The 17,113-nt window shown below is 70.9% G+C and carries 19 protein-coding genes; 8 read left to right on the plus strand and 11 right to left on the minus strand.

What is annotated here, in order from left to right; genetic code table 11:
- Positions 1-80: 80 nt before the first annotated feature.
- Positions 81-497, minus strand: coding sequence for a nuclear transport factor 2 family protein (locus SM611_RS14800; RefSeq protein ID WP_371950109.1), 417 nt, complete (start codon positions 495-497; stop codon positions 81-83).
- 148 nt (positions 498-645) lie between these two features.
- Between SM611_RS14800 and SM611_RS14805 the strand changes: the two genes are divergently transcribed.
- The gene (locus SM611_RS14805) at positions 646-1,218 is read left to right on the plus strand and encodes a PadR family transcriptional regulator (RefSeq protein WP_371950110.1); all 573 of its coding nucleotides are present in this window, start codon (positions 646-648) and stop codon (positions 1,216-1,218) included.
- Positions 1,219-1,332: 114 nt separating this feature from the next.
- Here the strand turns inward: SM611_RS14805 and dnaB are convergent, their stop codons facing one another.
- Positions 1,333-4,020 carry a replicative DNA helicase gene (dnaB, locus tag SM611_RS14810; RefSeq protein ID WP_371950111.1) on the minus strand — a complete coding sequence of 896 codons (2,688 nt, stop codon included), beginning with the start codon at positions 4,018-4,020 and terminating at the stop codon, positions 1,333-1,335.
- 328 nt (positions 4,021-4,348) lie between these two features.
- On the opposite strand from dnaB, the gene SM611_RS14815 reads away from it, so the two are divergent.
- A complete protein-coding gene (locus SM611_RS14815) occupies positions 4,349-5,674 on the plus strand; it encodes an MATE family efflux transporter (protein ID WP_371950112.1) in 1,326 nt (441 codons plus the stop codon).
- A gap of 63 nt (positions 5,675-5,737) precedes the next feature.
- Positions 5,738-5,926, plus strand: coding sequence for a hypothetical protein (locus SM611_RS14820; RefSeq protein ID WP_131944373.1), 189 nt, complete (start codon positions 5,738-5,740; stop codon positions 5,924-5,926).
- Positions 5,927-5,966: 40 nt separating this feature from the next.
- Here the strand turns inward: SM611_RS14820 and SM611_RS14825 are convergent, their stop codons facing one another.
- From SM611_RS14825 to SM611_RS14850, 6 genes are all read right to left on the minus strand, one after another.
- Positions 5,967-6,779 (minus strand): peptidoglycan recognition protein family protein, encoded by an 813-nt coding sequence (locus tag SM611_RS14825; protein ID WP_371950113.1) that lies wholly within the window; start codon positions 6,777-6,779, stop codon positions 5,967-5,969.
- Positions 6,780-7,031: 252 nt separating this feature from the next.
- Positions 7,032-7,478, minus strand: coding sequence for a 50S ribosomal protein L9 (gene rplI / locus SM611_RS14830; RefSeq protein ID WP_371950114.1), 447 nt, complete (start codon positions 7,476-7,478; stop codon positions 7,032-7,034).
- Between the two features lie 17 nt (positions 7,479-7,495).
- The gene (gene rpsR / locus SM611_RS14835; RefSeq protein WP_019631633.1) at positions 7,496-7,732 is read right to left on the minus strand and encodes a 30S ribosomal protein S18; all 237 of its coding nucleotides are present in this window, start codon (positions 7,730-7,732) and stop codon (positions 7,496-7,498) included.
- 60 nt (positions 7,733-7,792) lie between these two features.
- Entirely contained in the window at positions 7,793-8,365 is a 573-nt protein-coding gene (locus SM611_RS14840) for a single-stranded DNA-binding protein (RefSeq protein WP_371950115.1), read from the minus strand.
- Between the two features lie 37 nt (positions 8,366-8,402).
- The gene (gene rpsF / locus SM611_RS14845; protein WP_371950116.1) at positions 8,403-8,693 is read right to left on the minus strand and encodes a 30S ribosomal protein S6; all 291 of its coding nucleotides are present in this window, start codon (positions 8,691-8,693) and stop codon (positions 8,403-8,405) included.
- 229 nt (positions 8,694-8,922) lie between these two features.
- On the minus strand, positions 8,923-9,093 hold the full coding sequence (locus tag SM611_RS14850; protein ID WP_371950117.1) for a hypothetical protein: 171 nt from the start codon (positions 9,091-9,093) through the stop codon (positions 8,923-8,925).
- 218 nt (positions 9,094-9,311) lie between these two features.
- Here SM611_RS14850 and SM611_RS14855 point away from each other — a divergent pair, with 218 nt between their 5' ends.
- The 3 genes from SM611_RS14855 to SM611_RS14865 all read left to right on the plus strand — a co-directional run bounded on the left by SM611_RS14855 (position 9,312) and on the right by SM611_RS14865 (position 11,063).
- A complete protein-coding gene (locus SM611_RS14855) occupies positions 9,312-9,614 on the plus strand; it encodes a hypothetical protein (RefSeq protein ID WP_371950118.1) in 303 nt (100 codons plus the stop codon).
- Between the two features lie 113 nt (positions 9,615-9,727).
- Entirely contained in the window at positions 9,728-10,495 is a 768-nt protein-coding gene (locus tag SM611_RS14860) for a deoxyribonuclease IV (RefSeq protein WP_371950119.1), read from the plus strand.
- A gap of 178 nt (positions 10,496-10,673) precedes the next feature.
- Complete coding sequence (locus SM611_RS14865) at positions 10,674-11,063, plus strand: DUF4190 domain-containing protein (protein ID WP_371950120.1); 390 nt, start codon at positions 10,674-10,676, stop codon at positions 11,061-11,063.
- 10 nt (positions 11,064-11,073) lie between these two features.
- On the opposite strand, the gene SM611_RS14870 is transcribed toward SM611_RS14865, so the two are convergent.
- Entirely contained in the window at positions 11,074-11,541 is a 468-nt protein-coding gene (locus SM611_RS14870) for a barstar family protein (RefSeq protein ID WP_371950121.1), read from the minus strand.
- A 278-nt stretch (positions 11,542-11,819) separates the two neighbouring features.
- Between SM611_RS14870 and SM611_RS14875 the strand changes: the two genes are divergently transcribed.
- A complete protein-coding gene (locus SM611_RS14875; RefSeq protein WP_371950122.1) occupies positions 11,820-12,746 on the plus strand; it encodes a MerR family transcriptional regulator in 927 nt (308 codons plus the stop codon).
- 22 nt (positions 12,747-12,768) lie between these two features.
- Here SM611_RS14875 and SM611_RS14880 read toward each other — a convergent pair whose 3' ends face one another.
- Both SM611_RS14880 and SM611_RS14885 read right to left on the minus strand, forming a co-directional pair.
- On the minus strand, positions 12,769-14,205 hold the full coding sequence (locus SM611_RS14880) for a glycosyltransferase family 87 protein (RefSeq protein ID WP_371950123.1): 1,437 nt from the start codon (positions 14,203-14,205) through the stop codon (positions 12,769-12,771).
- 142 nt (positions 14,206-14,347) lie between these two features.
- Positions 14,348-16,525: a transglycosylase domain-containing protein gene (locus tag SM611_RS14885; protein ID WP_371950124.1), complete on the minus strand. Its 2,178-nt coding sequence runs from the start codon at positions 16,523-16,525 to the stop codon at positions 14,348-14,350.
- A gap of 54 nt (positions 16,526-16,579) precedes the next feature.
- Between SM611_RS14885 and SM611_RS14890 the strand changes: the two genes are divergently transcribed.
- Positions 16,580-16,951: a hypothetical protein gene (locus SM611_RS14890; protein ID WP_371950125.1), complete on the plus strand. Its 372-nt coding sequence runs from the start codon at positions 16,580-16,582 to the stop codon at positions 16,949-16,951.
- Positions 16,952-17,113 lie beyond the last annotated feature (162 nt).

A 17,113-nucleotide genomic window follows, 5' to 3' on the forward strand; every position in this document is an offset into this window, starting at 1 on the left:
CTACTCCGCTGCGCCACCGCGGCCTCAAGCGCTGCCGCGCGGCTGCGCCGATCGCCGCCTCGCACACCGCCGTGTCGGCGCTATTGGGGCTCCGGCACCGTGGCCTGGGCGGCTGCGACCTCGCGGTGGATCTGGTCGAACTGCGCGCCCATCGCCTCGGCGAGCGCCTTGGCCGCCGACAGGGGGCGGACCATGACGGTGAGGTCGTCGATCAGGCCGTCCTCGTCGAGGTGCAGGAAGTCGCATCCGTGCACCTGGAGCCCGTTCACCGTGGCCTTGAACACGAGCGCGTGGTCGCGTCCGTCCGCGCTGACGATCTCCCGCACGTAGTGGATGTCCCCGAACACCCGCGCCGCGCCCCGCACGATCGCCGCGGTGATCGCCTTCCCCGCGTACGGCTTGAACACCACCGGGCTCGTGAACACGGCGTCCTCGGCGAACAGTGACTCCAGGGCCGAGACGTCACCGGCCTCCACGGCGCGTCGGAACGGATGCATGGGAGCGCCCCCGATATGAAACTAGTTGACTAGGTGCGGATGACAGTAATCGTGCCCTCCATCACTCGTCCAGGGTTGGGCGACGTGGGCATAGTCACAAAGTTGATTAATGGTCAATACACCTATAACCGCGGCTAGGCTCTGAGCCATGTCGCTGCGCAACGCGGTCCTGGCCACGCTCCTGGAGGGCGAGGCATCGGGATACGACCTGGCGAAGAGCTTCGACGCCGGGGTCGCCAACTTCTGGATGGCCACCCCGCAGCAGCTCTACCGGGAACTGGACAAGATGGAGGGCGACGGCCTGATCCAGGCACGCGTCGTCCAGCAGGAACGCCGTCCCAACAAACGGCTCTTCTCCCTCACCGTCGCCGGTCGCCGCGCCCTGCACGACTTCACCGCGACCCCGCCGCGTCCCGGCGCGATCCGCGAAGAGCTCATGGTCCAGGTCCAGGCGATCGACGCGGGCGACACCGAGGCAGTCATGAACGCCATCCGTGAACGCATGACCTGGGCCGAGTCCAAGGTCGCCCGCTTCGAACGCCTCCGCGCCCGCATGCTGGACGGCCGCACCGAGGCCGACTACCTCGCCACCGCCGACCGCATCGGCCCCTACCTGACCCTGATGCGCGGCCTGGCCTTCGAACGCGAGAACCTCCGCTGGTGCGAACAGGCCATCGCCATCCTCAATCGCCGCGCTGCCCGCCAGACCCCCACAACCTGACCGGCACCTGGTACCGGCGACGTCCCCACAAACCCCGCCGCTCGGCCGTCGCCCGCCGACCTGGGAGCGGGGAGCGTGGCGTTGGGGCGGCGACAGCGCGCCGGCTGGAGACGGTTACTGGGCCATGTCGACGAAGCGGCTGTAGTGGCCCTGGAACGCGACGGTGACGGTGGCGGTCGGACCGTTACGGTGCTTGGCCACGATCAGGTCGGCCTCGCCCGCGCGCGGCGACTCCTTCTCGTAGGCGTCCTCGCGATGCAGCAGGATCACCATGTCCGCGTCCTGCTCGATGGAACCCGACTCGCGGAGGTCGGACACCATGGGCTTCTTGTCGGTTCGCTGCTCCGGGCCTCGGTTGAGCTGCGACAGTGCGATGACCGGGACGCCCAGTTCCTTCGCGAGGAGCTTCAGCGAGCGGGAGAACTCCGAGACCTCGACCTGGCGGCTCTCCACACGCTTGCCGGACGTCATCAGCTGCAGGTAGTCGATGATGACGAGCCGCAGGTCGTGCTGCTGTTTGAGGCGCCGGCACTTCGCGCGGATCTCCATCATCGACATGTTGGGCGAGTCGTCGATGAACAGCGGCGCCTCGGCGACCTCGCTCATGCGGCGGGCGAGGCGGGTCCAGTCCTCGTCCTGCATGGTGCCGGACCGCATCGCGTGCAGCGCCACCCGCGCCTCGGCGGACAGCAGCCGCATCGTGATCTCGTTCCGCCCCATCTCCAGGCTGAAGAACGCCGAGGTCAGGCCGTGCTTGATGGACGCGGCACGGGCGAAGTCGAGCGCGAGCGTCGAGTTGTGCGTCGGGATGCACGACCGGCCCGCCAGGTACATGTGGTCGTCGTTGTCGACCTGCACGCACCGCACCGGCACGCTCTCCACGGGCCGCACGTCGACGATGTACCGCACCCGCGTGGTCGGATGGACGTGCGTGCGCTGACGGGCCGCTTTGCGGGGCAGCCGGAACACCGTCCCGGCGGGCGTGAAGCCGACCTCGTGCACGCCCTCCTCGCCCGGGCTCCTCGCCGGTTCGGCCCGGTGGCCGAGGCTGAGGACGAGTTCACGCACAGCCGCGGCGAGCCGTCCGGAGGACAAGGCGAGGTCGACGCGTCCGTCGGCGGACACGTGCCCGCGGACGTCGAGCAGCCCCGCCAGCAGGGCGCGGCGCTGGGCCGCGGACGCTCGCAGGTAGCACGACGGGACGTCCCCGCCGTCCAGCAGGCCGAGGACGCCGAGGTGATGGTGCGTTCCCGGCAGCAGGTAGCAGCCGGGGACCGGCTCCGGGACGACCTGCTGGCCCGTCGCCTCGATCTGGGCGATGACCTCGCCGTCCATGCAGGTGATGCTGCCGTCCTCTTCGCCGGCGCCGAGCCACACACCGAGGACGTAGGGATCGACGGGCAGCTCGGCCTCGGGCAGGTCGAAGGCGGCGGCGACCTCCACGGCATGGACGGGACGCGACTCATGCCGCAGCGTCGCGTAAATCTCCTCGGTCGTCCGGACCTCGGGGCGGTCGGTCGGGCCGCGGCGGCCCCCGGCCACCGGACCACCGTTCCCGGACGACGCCGTGCGAGGGCCTCCGCCCGTACCGGTGGAAGCGCGTGAGTCGTGAAAGTGTTCCGCCTCGTCCGCAGGCAGTCTCGGAACCGACATGATCCCGAGCCCGAATCGTCCGATCTGGCCGTCGTGCCTTTCAGAGATCGCGCTGCCGACGTCCGCCGCAGTGCGACCGCCCGCTCCGGCCGCTCCGGCCGCTCCGACGTCGCTGGTCGTGCGGGTGCGGGACACGGTGTCGCGGAAAGGCTCCCTCGGACGGATGAGAGCTTCGGCGACGGCTTCGGCCAGTGCCGGCTCGCCCAGACCGGCGTCATCGGCGAGCAGCGACGCGTGCTCCGAGATCCGGCCTACGGCGTCCCTCGCCGTGGTACGCCACTGGTGCTGGGCGTCGGCGACGATGATCTCGCCGTCCGAGAACTCGACCTCATAGCAGGGGCGGTCGTGCATCACCTCGGTCGCGGCCACGACCCGGGTCGGCTTGCCGTCGGCCCCGATCAGCTGATCGCCAACGGACACTTCGCCCATGGTCGTCCACCCCAGCGGGGTGGGAAGCGGCGCATCGACGCTCAGCGCCTTGCCCATGGCAGGGCGCGCGGCGACCACGATCATCTGGCCGGGGTGCAGGCCGTTGGTCAGGGCGTCGAGGTCGGCGAAGCCGGTGGGGCAGCCGACCATCTGGCCGCCGCGGCTGCCGATCGCCTCGATCTCGTCCAGGGCTCCGGGCATGATCTCGGACAGGGCGACGTAGTCTTCGCCGGCGCGCTTCTCGGCGATGGCGAAGACCTCGGCCTGGGCGCGGTCGAGGACCTCGTCGGCGTCGGCGCCGTCGGCGGCGTAGCCCATCTGGACGATGCGGGTGCCGGTCTCGACCAGGCGGCGCAGGATCGCCCGCTCGTGGACGATCTTCGCGTAGTACCCGGCGTTGGCCGCGGTCGGCACCAGGGAGATCAGGGTGTGCAGGTAGGGGGCGCCGCCGATGCGGGCGATCTCGCCGTTCTTGGTGAGCTCGCCCGCCACCGTGACGGCGTCGGCCGGGTCGCCCCGGCCGTACAGGTCGAGGATGACGTCGTAGATGATCTGGTGCGCGGGACGGTAGAAGTCGGGCGTGCGCAGCAGCTCGACGACCTCGGCGATGGCGTCCGGGGAGAGCAGCATGCCGCCGAGGACGCCCTGCTCCGCCGAGATGTCGTGCGGCGGGGTGCGTTCGAACTCGTGCTCCTGCGGTCCGATATCGGCCACGCTCACCGTCGCACCCCCTTCGTCTCGGCCGCCGGCGGCCCCCGTCGCCGACCGTCCCTCACGTCTACCTGACGCGTCGGACATTCTCGCGAGCCCGCGCCGACATGAGCAAAGCAGGCTGTGGACAAGCCTGTGGAGTGCCTGTGCAGACACGCCGTTCCGGTTGTGCACGACCTGTGGACAACTCTGTGGATTCTCCGTGGACGATGTCCACATCCATGCGCTGACCTGCGGTAACCTCGTCCACCGCCTGTGTGGGAAAGAAAGTCGACCGCGCACGGCCATGTAAGGCTTGAAGTTCTTAGGAAAATTACACGGTGGTACCCTCGGCGCGGTGACGACTTCCCGGCGGCTCGCGACCGCGCACGACCGCGAGATCCTGCGCCTGGCCGTGCCGGCCTTCGGCGCGCTCGTCGCCGAACCCCTGTTCCTGCTGTCCGACTCGGCGATCGTCGGGCATCTCGGCACCGCTCAGCTCGGCGGCCTCGGGGTCGCGGGCCAGGCTTTGAGCACGCTCGTCTACCTGTGCGTGTTCCTCGCCTACGGGACCACGGCCGGGGTCGCGCGGCAGATCGGCGCCGGGGACACGCGGGCCGCGATCAGGCAGGGCATCGACGGGATGTGGCTCGCGGTCGCCATCGGAGCGGTCCTGATCGCCGTCGGCTGGCCGCTGGTCCCGTGGACCGTGGACGCGTTCGGCGCGTCCCCCGTCGTGACCCCGTACGCCGAGACCTACCTCAGGGTGAGCCTGTTCGGCATCCCGTCGATGCTGGTCGTGCTCGCCGGGACCGGCGTCCTGCGCGGCCTGCAGGACACGCGCACCCCCCTCCTCGTCTCCATCGGCGGGTTCTCGGTGAACCTGCTGCTCAACGCGCTGTTCGTGATCGTCCTTGAGTGGGGGATCGCCGGTTCGGCCTGGGGGACCGTCCTCGCGCAGACGGGCAGCGCGGCCGTCTACGTGGCCGTCGTGCTGCGGGCGGCGCGGCGCCACGGGGCCCCGGTCCGCCCCGATCTGGACGGGTTGCGGACGTCCGCCACGGCGGGCTTCGGCCTCCTGGTGCGGACGGCCGCGCTCCGCATCGTCCTCATCGTGGGGACGTCGATCGCCGCCCGCATGGGGGACCCGGAGATCGCCGCGTACCAGGTCGGCTTCCAGGTGTGGACGCTGCTGGCGTTCGCGCTCGACGCCATCGCGATCGCCGGGCAGGCCATCACGGGACGCTACCTGGGCGCGTCCGACGTCACGGGCACGCGCGCCGTCACGCGCCGGATGATCTGGTGGGGCGTCGGCTGCGGCATCGTGTTCGGGCTGGTCATCCTCGCGGTGCGCCCGTGGCTGCCCGGCCTGTTCAGCTCGGACGGCGACGTCCGGCACCTGCTGCTCGCCTCACTGCTGCTGGTCGCGGTGCTGCAGCCGGTCGCCGGGGTGGTGTTCGTCCTGGACGGCATCCTGATCGGTGCCGGGGACGGCGCCTACCTGGCCGTGACGACGCTGATCGCGACCGCCGTCTTCCTGCCCGCCGCCATCGTCCTCTACCGGGCGGACGCCGGACTCGTCGGGCTCTGGACCGCGATCGGCCTGTGGATGCTGACCCGCATGCTCACCCTGGGCCTGCGCGCCCGCGGCGACCGCTGGATGGTCACCGGCGCCGTCCGCTAGCCGTTCTGTTCTGGTTCGGCGAATCGCACCCGCACCGCGGACCCCACCCGCTACTATTCGAACATGTGTTCCACGCATGGCGAGCGGATGGCCCGGCTGACGCAGGCGATCGACGACCTGGCGGCCGAGGGCCTGGCCGGGCTGCCTCCGGAGACCCTCGTGGAACGGGTGGCGGGCATCTGGTCCCTGATCGAGGGCATCGACCCCGAGATAGCCCGCCGCCGGACCCGCTACACCACGCCGGACACGTGACCCCGCGGGCCCGGACGTCCTCCGCGCAGGCCGAGAAGGCTCAGGTCAGGTCGTCGAGGGACGGAAGCAGCGGCAGGCCCTGGTCCTCGGTCGCGTTGCCCGGCCCCGGCGCGCCCTCCAGCCGGGCGGCCACCTCCCTGCGGAGTTCGGGCAGCCGCGCGTAGAGCCTGTCGCCCGGACACGACGTGTTGTTGTAGTCGCGGTGCCCCATGATGGCCTCGGACGGGTCGAGGCGGTACTCCCGGCACAGCCACACGCACACCTCGACGAGCGACCTCCACAGGCTGCCGGGCACCGCGCGCGACGTGTACGTCCCCTCGTTCTCGATGCCGATCGTGTGGTCGTTGTGGTGCAGGACCTGCGCGCCGACCGCGAGGTCGCCCGCGCGGATCGCCCTCAGGCTGCGGTTGCGGCCCTCCATCACGATGCCGCCCCGGCTGATGGTGAGCTGCTGGCCGGTGTCGTCCCAGCCGTTCTTGTTCATGTGGAAGTGCTGGATGTACCGCGACAGGGCGAACGCGTGGGCGAGCGACCGGTCGCCGGAGTTCGCCGTGGCGGTGTGGTGGACGATGATGTGGTCCGGCGCCCGGCGACGGACCTTCGCCCGCCGCCTGGGCGGGCTCGCCTTCCACTGCGCACGCGTGTAGACGTGCGGGACCTCAGCCGTGAACAGGGCGCGGTCGGCGGCGCCCGCGAGCCGCTCGTCCGCCATGGCCCCGTTCTGGAGGGGCGACGCCATGGACAGCATCTCCACCAGGCCCGCCCCGGCCACCCCGCCGATGACCGCCCGGCGCGTCACCGGCCGGCCGTACCCGCCCCGGTCGTCCGCGCCGTCCCCCGAATGCGCGATCAACACCGTCCCCCTTCGTCCGGGCGATCAACTGATCACGGAACGTCATGGCCGCTCGGTTGATCACCCAAACACAGGGAGGTTCAGGGACGTTTCACATGAAACCCAGCCTGCTATGCCCCGCATTGGACGCCGCTCACCCTCCCCTTGTGAGAGAGATTGCGCTATCGAGAGGCACCCGCCGGCGGACGGACGCGGGCGCGGGCATGCGAACGGCCCCCGGATCGAGCTCCGGGGGCCGTTCGATGCGTGCCGTCAGGCCTCGACGACGTTGACGTCGATCGTGGCGGCGACGTCGCTGTGCAGGCGCACGCTGACCCGGTGGGTGCCGACGGTCTTGATCGGGTTGCCGATCTCGATGCGGCGGCGGTCCAGGTCGGGGCCGTCGGCGGCCTTGACCGCCTCGGCGATGTCGGCGGCGGTCACGGCGCCGAACAGGCGGCCGTTGCTGCCGGTGCGGGTGCGCAGTGTGACGCGCAGGCCGCCGAGCCGGTCGGCGACCTCCTTGGCGTGCTCGACCGTCGCGATCTCGCGGGCCGAACGCGCCTTCTTGATGGAGTCGATCTCCTTCTCGGCGCCGCGGGTCCACTTGATGGCGAATCCGCGGGGGACGAGGTAGTTGCGGCCGTAGCCGTCGCGGACCTCGATGACGTCACCGGGCTCGCCGAGCCCGGAGACCTGCTGGGTCAGGATGAGCTTCATGATCTATACCCCCGGCCTCAGCGCGCGGTGCTGGTGTACGGCAGCAGCGCCATCTCGCGGGCGTTCTTGATCGCCGTGGCGACGTCCCGCTGGTGCTGGGTGCAGTTGCCGGTCACCCGCCGAGCACGGATCTTGCCGCGGTCGGAGATGAACTTCCGCAGCAGGCCCGTGTCCTTGTAGTCGACGTAGGAGATCTTCTCCTGGCAGAAAACGCAAACCTTCTTCTTCGGCTTGCGGGGAGGTGGCTTCGCCATCGTGGTGCTCCTTTGGGAGAGCCCCGCTCACGCGGGAATGGACGTGTACTGGATGTTGGGTTAGAACGGCGGGTCGTCGGAGTAGCCGCCGCCACCGCCGCCGCCGGTGGCCCAGGGGTCGGCGGGAGCGCCGCCCTGCTGGCCGCCTCCGAAGCCGCCGCCACCCTGCTGGCCGCCGCCTCCGAAGCCGCCGTCCTGGCCGCCGCCACCGCCGAAACCGCCGCCCTGGCCGCCACCGCCGCCGAAACCGCCGCCACCGCCGCCCTGCCGCTGGGTCTTGTTGACCTTGGCGGTGGCGTTGCGCAGCGACGGGCCGACCTCGTCGACCTCGATCTCGAAGACGGTGCGCTTCTCACCCTCGCGGGTCTCGTACGACCGCTGCTTGAGGCGACCCTGCACGATGACCCGCATGCCGCGCTGCAGGGTCTCGGCGACGTTCTCGGCGGCCTGCCGCCAGACGTTGCAGGTCAGGAACAGGGCCTCGCCGTCCTTCCAGTCGTTCGACTGGCGGTCGAAGAACCGCGGGGTCGAGGCGATGCGGAAGGACGCGACCGCCTGGCCGCTCGGGGTGAAGCGGAGATTCGGGTCCTCGACGAGGTTCCCGACGATCGTGATTACGGTGTCGCCTGCCATGGGGCTCGCTCCGGCTGCTTAGAGGGCTGAGCCCGGCTCAGTGGACCTCGGGGCGGATGACCTTGGTGCGGAGGATCGACTCGCTCAGGTTGAGCTGCCGGTCGAGCTCCTTGACCGTGGCAGGCTCGGCCGACAGGTCGATCACCGCGTAGATGCCTTCGGACTTCTTCTGGATCTCGTACGCCAGGCGCTTGCGGCCCCAGACGTCGACCTTCTCCACGCTGCCGCCGCCGTCCCGGACGACCTTCAGGAACGGGTCGAGCGCGGCGCTGGCGGTGCGCTCGTCGATGGCGGGGTCGAGGATGGTCATGAGTTCGTAACGACGCATGCTGTGTCCCTACCTCCTCTGGACTGATGCGGTCACGGTCTCTCCGTGACAGGAGGGCTGTTGCGTCCCCCGCGGCGGCGCCGGACCCCGGATCGCCGGGTGCGCCTGCCGCGAGACCGGTACAGGCTACCAACAAGTCGGCAGCGTACGAGCCGGTTCCCCGCAGCTGAGCGCCGGTCGAGCGCCCGCCGGGCGTTCGCCGGACGTCCGCCGGGCGCGGAGCCGGCCGTCAGTGGCGCCGGCGTTGGCCCGGGTGGACGGGTTTGCTGCAGCGGCGGCGCTCCAGCTCGGCCATGATGTCGGCCATGCGGGCGCGCATTCGGGCGGTCTGGGTCGTCAGCAGCGACAGCTCCTCCACGAGCTCCGCGTCACCGATGAGCCCCAACTCCGCTTTCGTCACGGTGTGCACCTCCTGCTCTCCCCCGCTTCCCCTCGGGGGCCGGACCCGAGCCGGTCTTCTCGAATCCATGTTCGACAGTACCGGGTGCCGCCGACATTTTCCGCTCGCCCGCGCTGGTTGATCTTCCCTCTGGATGGGAATTCCTTACCCGCATGGCCCGCCCGGTCCCGCGTTCACCATGCGCCCCACGCGCGGGATACGACCTGGAGGAGATCCCGATGCCGCAGGAGGCAACCGGCACGCAGCCGACCACCCGAACCGAGGCCAAGCCCGAGTCCCACCGGTATCAGGACGTCCTGGCCGTGGCCGCCGTCACCATCGGGATCGCCGCCCTCATCCTGGGCTGGATCCCGGCGACCCACTTCCCCGGCGCGGTCCTCGGCGTCATCGGCCTTCCGGTCGCCCTCTACTCCCAGATGATCTCGGCGACGACCAACGAGCGCTGGCTGAACGTGATCGGCATGGTCGCCTCCTTCATCGGCGCCGGCTTCGCCCTCAGCAACGGAGGCTTCTCCATCTGACCCGCCGCCGGCCGGGACGGGTGCGGCCCGCGTCCCGGCCGAGGCGGCCGAGGCGGCCGAGGCGGCCGAGCCGTCGCGGCCCGGCTGTCACAGGGCGCGGCTAGGCTCGGGACATGCGCATCGGAGCCCACGTCGACCAGAACAACCCGCTCGACAACGCGCGCGCTGTCGGGGCGGACGTCGTCCAGTTCTTCCTGGGCGACCCGCAGGGCTGGAAGAAGCCCGTCCTGCCGGAGGGCGTCGAGGCGCTTGCGGGCTCCGGTGTGGACGTCTACGTGCACGCGCCGTACACGATCAACGTGGCGACGTCCAACAACCGGATCCGCATCCCGAGCCGCAAGAACCTCACGCAGCAGCTCGAGGCCGCCGCGTCCATCGGGGCCAAGGCGCTGATCGTGCACGGCGGGCACGTGCTGAAGGACGACGATCCCGAGACGGGCTTCGAGAACTGGCGCAAGGTGTTCGAGCGGGTCGACTGTCCGATTCCGGTCTACATCGAGAACACGGCGGGCGGCGGCAACGCCATGGCGCGCAAGTTCGACCGGATCGCCAGGCTGTGGGAGGTGCTGTCCGGGGTCCCCGGGCTGGAGTCCAAGCTCGGCTTCTGCCTCGACACCTGCCACGCGCACGCCGCGGGGGAGGAACTCATCGACGCCGTCGACCGGATCAAGGCCATAACCGGCCGCATCGACCTGGTGCACTGCAACGACAGCCGGGACGCGTTCGGGTCGGGCGCCGACCGGCACGCCAACCTGGGCAGTGGCAGCATCGAGCCGGAGCTGATCCTCGGCGTGGTCCGGGCCGCGGGCGCCCCCGTGGTGGTCGAGACGCCGGCGGCGGGGCAGGCCGACGACATCTCGTGGTTGCGGTCGAAGCTCTGACCGAGCAGAGTCGGGGGCGTCACTGGAACCCGCATCGTCTGCGCGGCATCTAACCCCGCATACGACCAGCCTGACGACAAAATCCGAAGGTCACGTCACACTGGCATAATCCGGAACCCAGCCCTCAGCGCACGAGCGTTCTCTCCGGCGGCGGGCGCGCGAACCGATCGGGAAGCACATGGCACAGCCCCCTTACGATCCCTACGGCTACGGTCAGCAGGACCCCTACGCCCAGTCCTACTCTTCCCAGCCCCCGGCGGTGCAGCACCACTACTACGGCGGCTCGATGCCGGTCGCCCCGCCGACGAACGGAATGGCGACCGCGTCGCTGGTGTGCGGCCTCATCGGCTTCTTCGCCTGCGGCCTGACCTCGATCCTGGCGGTCATCTTCGGGCACGTGTCGCTCAACCAGATCAAGCGGACCCACGAGGGCGGCCACGGCATGGCCGTCGCGGGGCTGGTCCTCGGCTACATCGTGTCCGCCGGGTGGCTGATCTTCTGGATCTTCTACATCGGCCTGTGGGCGATGATCGTGGGCAGCGGCGCCGCGACCAGCAGCACGTACTGACACCGACCGTTCAGGCGAGCCGGGGGACGCCCGCCACTTCCACGCCGACGCTCGACATCAGCACCGTCATGGGGGTGGGGGTGTCGCGCCACGCCTTGACCGCCGCCCCGAACACGTCGAGGACGACCCGCAGCGACTTCTGGTCGGCGTCGGCCAGCTCCGCCCACGACTCGAACAGCACCAGGTAGCCGTTCTTCGCGGGCGTCCACGACAGATCCTCAAGGCAGCCGGCGAGGTCGTCCCAGTCGCCGCCGGCCAGTGCCGGGACCTCGAACACGTCCGCGCACAGGCGCAGGAACGCGTCCTTTCCGCGGGCGCGGCGGCCGTCGAGGTGGAAGCCGCGCCAGCCGGCCTCCTCGGCCCGCTCGACCCAGCTCCTGTCGCCGATCGCGCCCGGCGCCGGAGGCGTCCGCCACTGGTAGACGCCCGGCTTCAGGTTTCCCGCGAGCAGCTCGTTCAGTGCCCGGTTCGCGTCCACGTCCTCTCCCGGCTGTTCCCGCGTCCCCGCGGTCCGTCCCGCGAGGGGCCGGGGCGCCCCCCGCTTCGCCGCGACCTTCCCCCGCACTCGGCGACGGAATCTCCCGGTGCGGGCAGATTCCGGCCATGGAACGTCCCGTGCGAACCCGGCGATCGCCGCACGGCCGCCGCGGCCGACGCGCTGACCAGCACCGATGCTCTTTGGACGAGGTTGACCGCGTCCGGCCCGGGAGAATCGGGCTTGAGTCTCCAGCGGGTGGAGAGCCCAGGGTGAGGGGCATGGACGGCGACACCGTGTACACGATCGGGGAACTGGCGCGCCGCACCGGCCTGCCGGTGCGGACGATCCGGTTCTACTCCGACGCGGGCGTCGTGCCGCCCACCTGCCGCACCGAAGCCGGCTACCGGTTGTACGACGCCGAGGCCGCCGCGCGCCTCGACCTCGTCCGGACGCTGCGCGACCTCGGCGTCGGCCTCGGCACGATCCAGCGGGTGCTGGACCGCGAGATCGGCGTCGGCGAGGTCGCGGCGGCGCACGCCGAGGCCCTGGACGTGCAGATCCGGACGCTCCGGCTGCGCCGGGCCGTGCTGCGGGCGGTCGCCAAACGAGCATCCAGTCCCGAGGAGATCGAACTCATGCACAAGCTCGCCAGGCTCTCCGACGAGGAGCGGCGGCGCATCATCACCGACTTCATCGACGAGTCGTTCGCCGGGCTCGACGTGGACCCGGGCTTCGAGGCGCGGATGCGGTCCGCGCTGCCGGAGCTGCCCGACGATCCCGAACCCGAGCAGGTCGACGCGTGGGTCGAGCTGGCCGAACTGGTCGGCGACCCGGGGTTCCGGGCCGCGATCCGGCGGATGGCCGAGCTCCAGGCCGCCGACATCCGGAACGGCTCCTACCCCGAGGACCCGGCGCGGCTCGGGCGGCTGACGGGGGAGAAGATCGCGGCGGCGATCGCGGACGGCGTCGAGCCCCGCTCGGAAGCGGCCCGCCCCATCGTCGACGAGCTGGCGGCCGCCTACGCGGCGGCCTTCGGCACCGCCGACGACGCCGCGTTCCGGGCCGAGCTGCGGCGCCGGACGCAGATCGGCACCGACCGGCGCGCGGAACGGTACTGGCAGCTCATCGCCGTCATCAACGGCTGGGAGGTCTGGCCCTCGATGACCCCGTCGTTCGAATGGTTCATCGAGGCCCTGCGCGACTGAACACGGCCTGCCCAGGACCGGGCTAGGACGGCACGGGGACGCCGGTGCGGCGGGCGCCGCGCCAGCGTCCCAGGGAGATCACGTCCGCGGCTCCGTCGAGGACGCCGCCCGCCGGGTCGTCCTGCCCGTCCGACCGCGCGGTGTCGCCGGACGGCCGCAGGATGTCCCGCACCACCAGCACGGCCAGCGCGAGGACGGTCACGAACCGGGCGAGCAGCGCCAGCGAGTAGACGTCCTGGCTGATGCCGCCCTCGGGGGCCTCCAGGCTCAGCACCGCCGACACCGTCCCGGACAGGTCCTGCCCAGGCGTCTGCGCCGACACCGACAGCAGGAACCACCAGATCCCGAAGAAGTAGAGGATCTCCCCGATCTGCCACGCGACGAACGCGGGCAGCTTCGGACGGGCCAGCGCGGCGAGCGGCAGCAGCCACAGCACGTACTGCGGCGACCAGACCTTGTTCGGCAGCATGAACGCGACCAGCACCAGGAACAGCAGCTGCGCGAGGCGGGGACGGCGCGGCGCGGCCAGCGCGAGGACGGCGATGCCGGCGGCGAGGACGAGGAACGTCCCGGTGCCGAGCAGGTTGAGCAGATCGGTGTCGGTGGCGGGGCCCGGGAGCCCGTGGTCCTGCAGGACGAAGAAGATCGATCCCCAGTCGATGCCGCGTCCCTGGCTGAAGGTGTAGAACTCCTTCCAGCCGTCCCACGCGAAGACCATCACGGGCAGGTTCACGGCCAGCCAGGCCCCGGCGGTGCCGGCGAGCAGCCGTCCCATCGCGCGCCACTGCCCGGCGCGGACGCACAGCAGGACGAGCGGGCCGAGGAACAGCAGCGGGTAGAACTTCGCGGCGATCGCGAGGCCGAGCAGCGCGCCGGCGAGCGCGGGGCGGCGCGCCGACCAGGCGGCGACCGCCAGCGCGGACAGCGCGACCGCGAGCAGGTCCCAGTTGATGTACGCGGTGAGGAGCAGCGCGGGGGACAGCGCCACCATCAGGCCGGCGCGCAGCGAGCGCCGTCCCGCCGCGTACGCCGTGGCGAGCACGGCCGCGACCGCGAGGACGGCGAGCAGCAGCGCGGTGACGTTGTAGAACGCCATCCCGCGCCCGTCCGCCCCGAACGGCTGGACGAGCCACGCGACCAGCTGCATGAAGCCGCCGCTGAGCACCGGGTACTCGACGTAGTGGATGTCGGATCCGGTGAACGAGTCGAAGTACGGGAGCTTGCCGTCGCTCAGCCCGCGCACGTAGTAGAGCGGGTAGACGTCGGTGTAGCAGGCGTTCGTCGTCGTCTTGATGAAGTCGAACCGCGCCGACGCGCAGGGCTGCTTCTGCAGCCAGCCGAGCAGGCACACCAGGGCGGTGAGCCCCGTCAGCACGGGCGCGAGCCGCATCAGCCGGCCGGGACGGTCCGCCGCGTCGCCGTCGGCGGGCATCGCGAGCTTCTCAGAAGACGACGACATGGTCAGCAAGCCTATTCGCCCCCGGCCACCCCGGCGATCACATGCCCGAGGCCCGGCACATCCCGAACGCCCGGAGCATGGTGAAGGCCCGGAGCCGCCGCGGGCTCCGGGCCTCCACCATGCGAGAGGCGATGCCGCCCGGCTAGGTGCCGGCCGGGTTCTGCTCCTGGTTCCGGCAGGCCGGATCGTTGCGGTGCTCGGGCTTCGCGCACCACCAGCTCTTGTCACCGTTGGGCGGAAGATCGGGGTTGCAGCCCAGCGGCATGTTGAACTGGTTGCAGGGCACGTCCTGGTTCGACGGCTGCGTCGGCGTGATCGACGGCGACGGCGAGCTCGGCTGGCATCCCGGCGGGTTCTGCCGGCCCGGCTGGCAGGTCGGCGTGTTCGTCGGGGACGGCGTGGCCGTCGGCGAGGGCGTCGCCTTCGGCTTCGCCCACGGAGCGATCTGGCCTCCGTTGACCGGCGGCGGGAACTGCTTGATCTCCTTGCCCTCCAGCGCCTTCAGCATGAAGCGCTTGAACAGCTCGGCGGGGACCGTACCACCGTAGACCTGGCTGTAGTTGCCGACGCCGATCAGCGACTTGCGGTTGCCCTTCTTGTCCTGCCGCCACATCGCCGCCGACGTCGCCAGCTCCGGCGTGTAGCCGACGAACCAGGCGGACTTGTTCTCGTCCGTCGTACCGGTCTTGCCGGCGACCGGCCGGGTGCCGAGGTTCGCCCGGGTACCGGTACCGCCGCTCTGCACGACTCCGCGCATCGCCGCCGTGGCGTCCGCGGCGACGCCCTCGTCGAAGACCTGCGTCGGCTTCTGCCAGGGCAGCTTCTCCAGCGGCTTGTTCTCGTTGTTGACGACGGTGTGGCCCCTGGCGTCGGTGATCTTCGCGATCACGTGGGCCTGCCGGTGCTTTCCGTTGGCGGCGAACGTCGAGTAGACCGACGCCATCGTGACCGGGCTCGCGTCGATGACGCCCAGCGGCAGCGAGGTGTAGGTCGGGTTGAGCCCCTGGGTCTTCGCGGGGATGCCCATCTTCTTGGCCATGTCGATGACGTTCGTCAGCTGGACCTTCTGGCCCAGGTCGACATAGGCCGTGTTGATGGACATCGCCGTCATCTGCTTGAGGTTGTAGACGCCGTTCTCACTCGTGCTGTCGTTGGTGAACGTCGCGCCGTTGATCGTCCGCTTGTAACGGCCGTCCATCGTCGTCTTCAGGCTGATGCCCTGGTCGAGCGCCGTCGCCAGCACGATCGGCTTGAAGGACGACCCGGGCTGCACCTGCCCCTGGAAGGAGTTGTCGAACTGCTGCTTGCGGAAGTCGGGGCCGCCGTAGGCGGCCACCACCCCGCCCGTGTTCGGGTCGATCGCCGCCAGCCCGAACTGGATGTCGGACTTGAGGCCGTTCTCCTTCTTGAGCTGCTTGACGACCACGTTGGTGTAGTCCTGCAGCTGCTTGTTGAACGTGGTCGTGATCCGCAGGCCGCCGCTCGCGAGCCGCTCCCGGTCGATGCCGAGCGCCTCCAGCTCGTTGATCACGCGGGCCTGGAGGTAGCCGGCGTTCGGGTCGTCCGGGGCGTCGCTCCAGACCTTCTGCGTCTGCGGGAACTTCGCCGCCCCGCGCTTGGTCTGGTCGAGCCAGCCCTTCTCGACCATCCCGTCGAGGACGTAGTTCCACCGGTTGATCAGCGCCTGCTTGGCCGGGTTGGAGTCCGGGCCGTAGGTGGCGAAGTAGCCGGGCCGCTGGATCAGCGCGGCGAGCATCGCCGCCTGGTACTCGTTGATCTCGGTGACGGGCTTGTGGAAGTAGGCGCGGGAGGCCGCCTGGATGCCGTACGAGTCGCGCCCGAACGGGACGACGTTGAGGTACAGCTCGAGGATCTTCTCCTTCTTCATCTCCTTGCCCATCCGGACGGAGATGAGGATTTCCTTGAGCTTGCGGCTGACCGTGCGGTCCTGGCTGAGGTTGGCCCAGTAGTTGCGGGCGAGCTGCTGGGTGATCGTCGAGGCGCCGGCGACGTCGCCGCCGGTCATGGCCCGGTAGAACGCTCCCGCGATGCCCGTCGGCGAGATGCCCGGCTCGCTGTAGAAGTTGCGGTCCTCCGCGGCGAGCACCGCGTGGACGACGTGATCGGGCACCTTGTCCAGCGGGATGTCCTCGCGGTGGGTGCCGACCCGGGCGAGCGTGTCCCCGTTCGCGTAGGTGATCACCGACTCCTGGCGGAGCGCGTCCTGCTGCTTCTTGGTCGGAAGCGGCGTGTTGGCGTAGGCGACCACGACGAGCACCGCCATGCCGAGGATCAGCACGCTGACGACGGCGACGGACACCTTCCAGTTCGGTACGTAGCGCCGCCAGCCGGTCTTCTTCTCGGCGTCGCCGGCGTGCTTGTCGCGCCGACGTCCGCGGCCCTCGTCGCCCCAGAAGCCGCCGCCCCCGGAACCGCCGCCGGGGCCGCCAGGCCCGCCAGGGCCGCCGGGACCGCCGGGACCGCCGGGGCCGCCGGGCCCACGGCCGCCGGGACCGCCGGGCCCACCTGGGCCGGCCGGGCCGCCGGGCACACCCGGGCCGCCCGGACCACGGCGCGGCGGAGGCCCGCCGGGACCCGAGCGCGAGGCCATCGGAGCGCCGCGGCGCCGCGCGCCGCCCGCGGCGCCCGCACCGCCCGCACCGCCGCCGCCGCCCATTCGTGCGGGGCCGCCGGACCGTCCGCCCGCCCTGCCGCCGGGACGCGGCGTCCTGCCGGGCTGCGGTGAGCCGGACGGCGGCCCGCCGCGCGGCGCGTTACCGGACGGCGTGCCCGCGGAGCCGGGACGGGGGGAACCCCGCCGGCCAGAACTCTCTCCGTAATCCGGTCCGTATCGGCTTGGGTTACTCACGCGGCCTCATCAACTGGGGGACGGCTATGCGTCGTCCGA

This window comes from Actinomadura monticuli, assembly GCF_041463655.1.
In the GTDB taxonomy this organism is placed as follows: domain Bacteria; phylum Actinomycetota; class Actinomycetes; order Streptosporangiales; family Streptosporangiaceae; genus Spirillospora; species Spirillospora monticuli.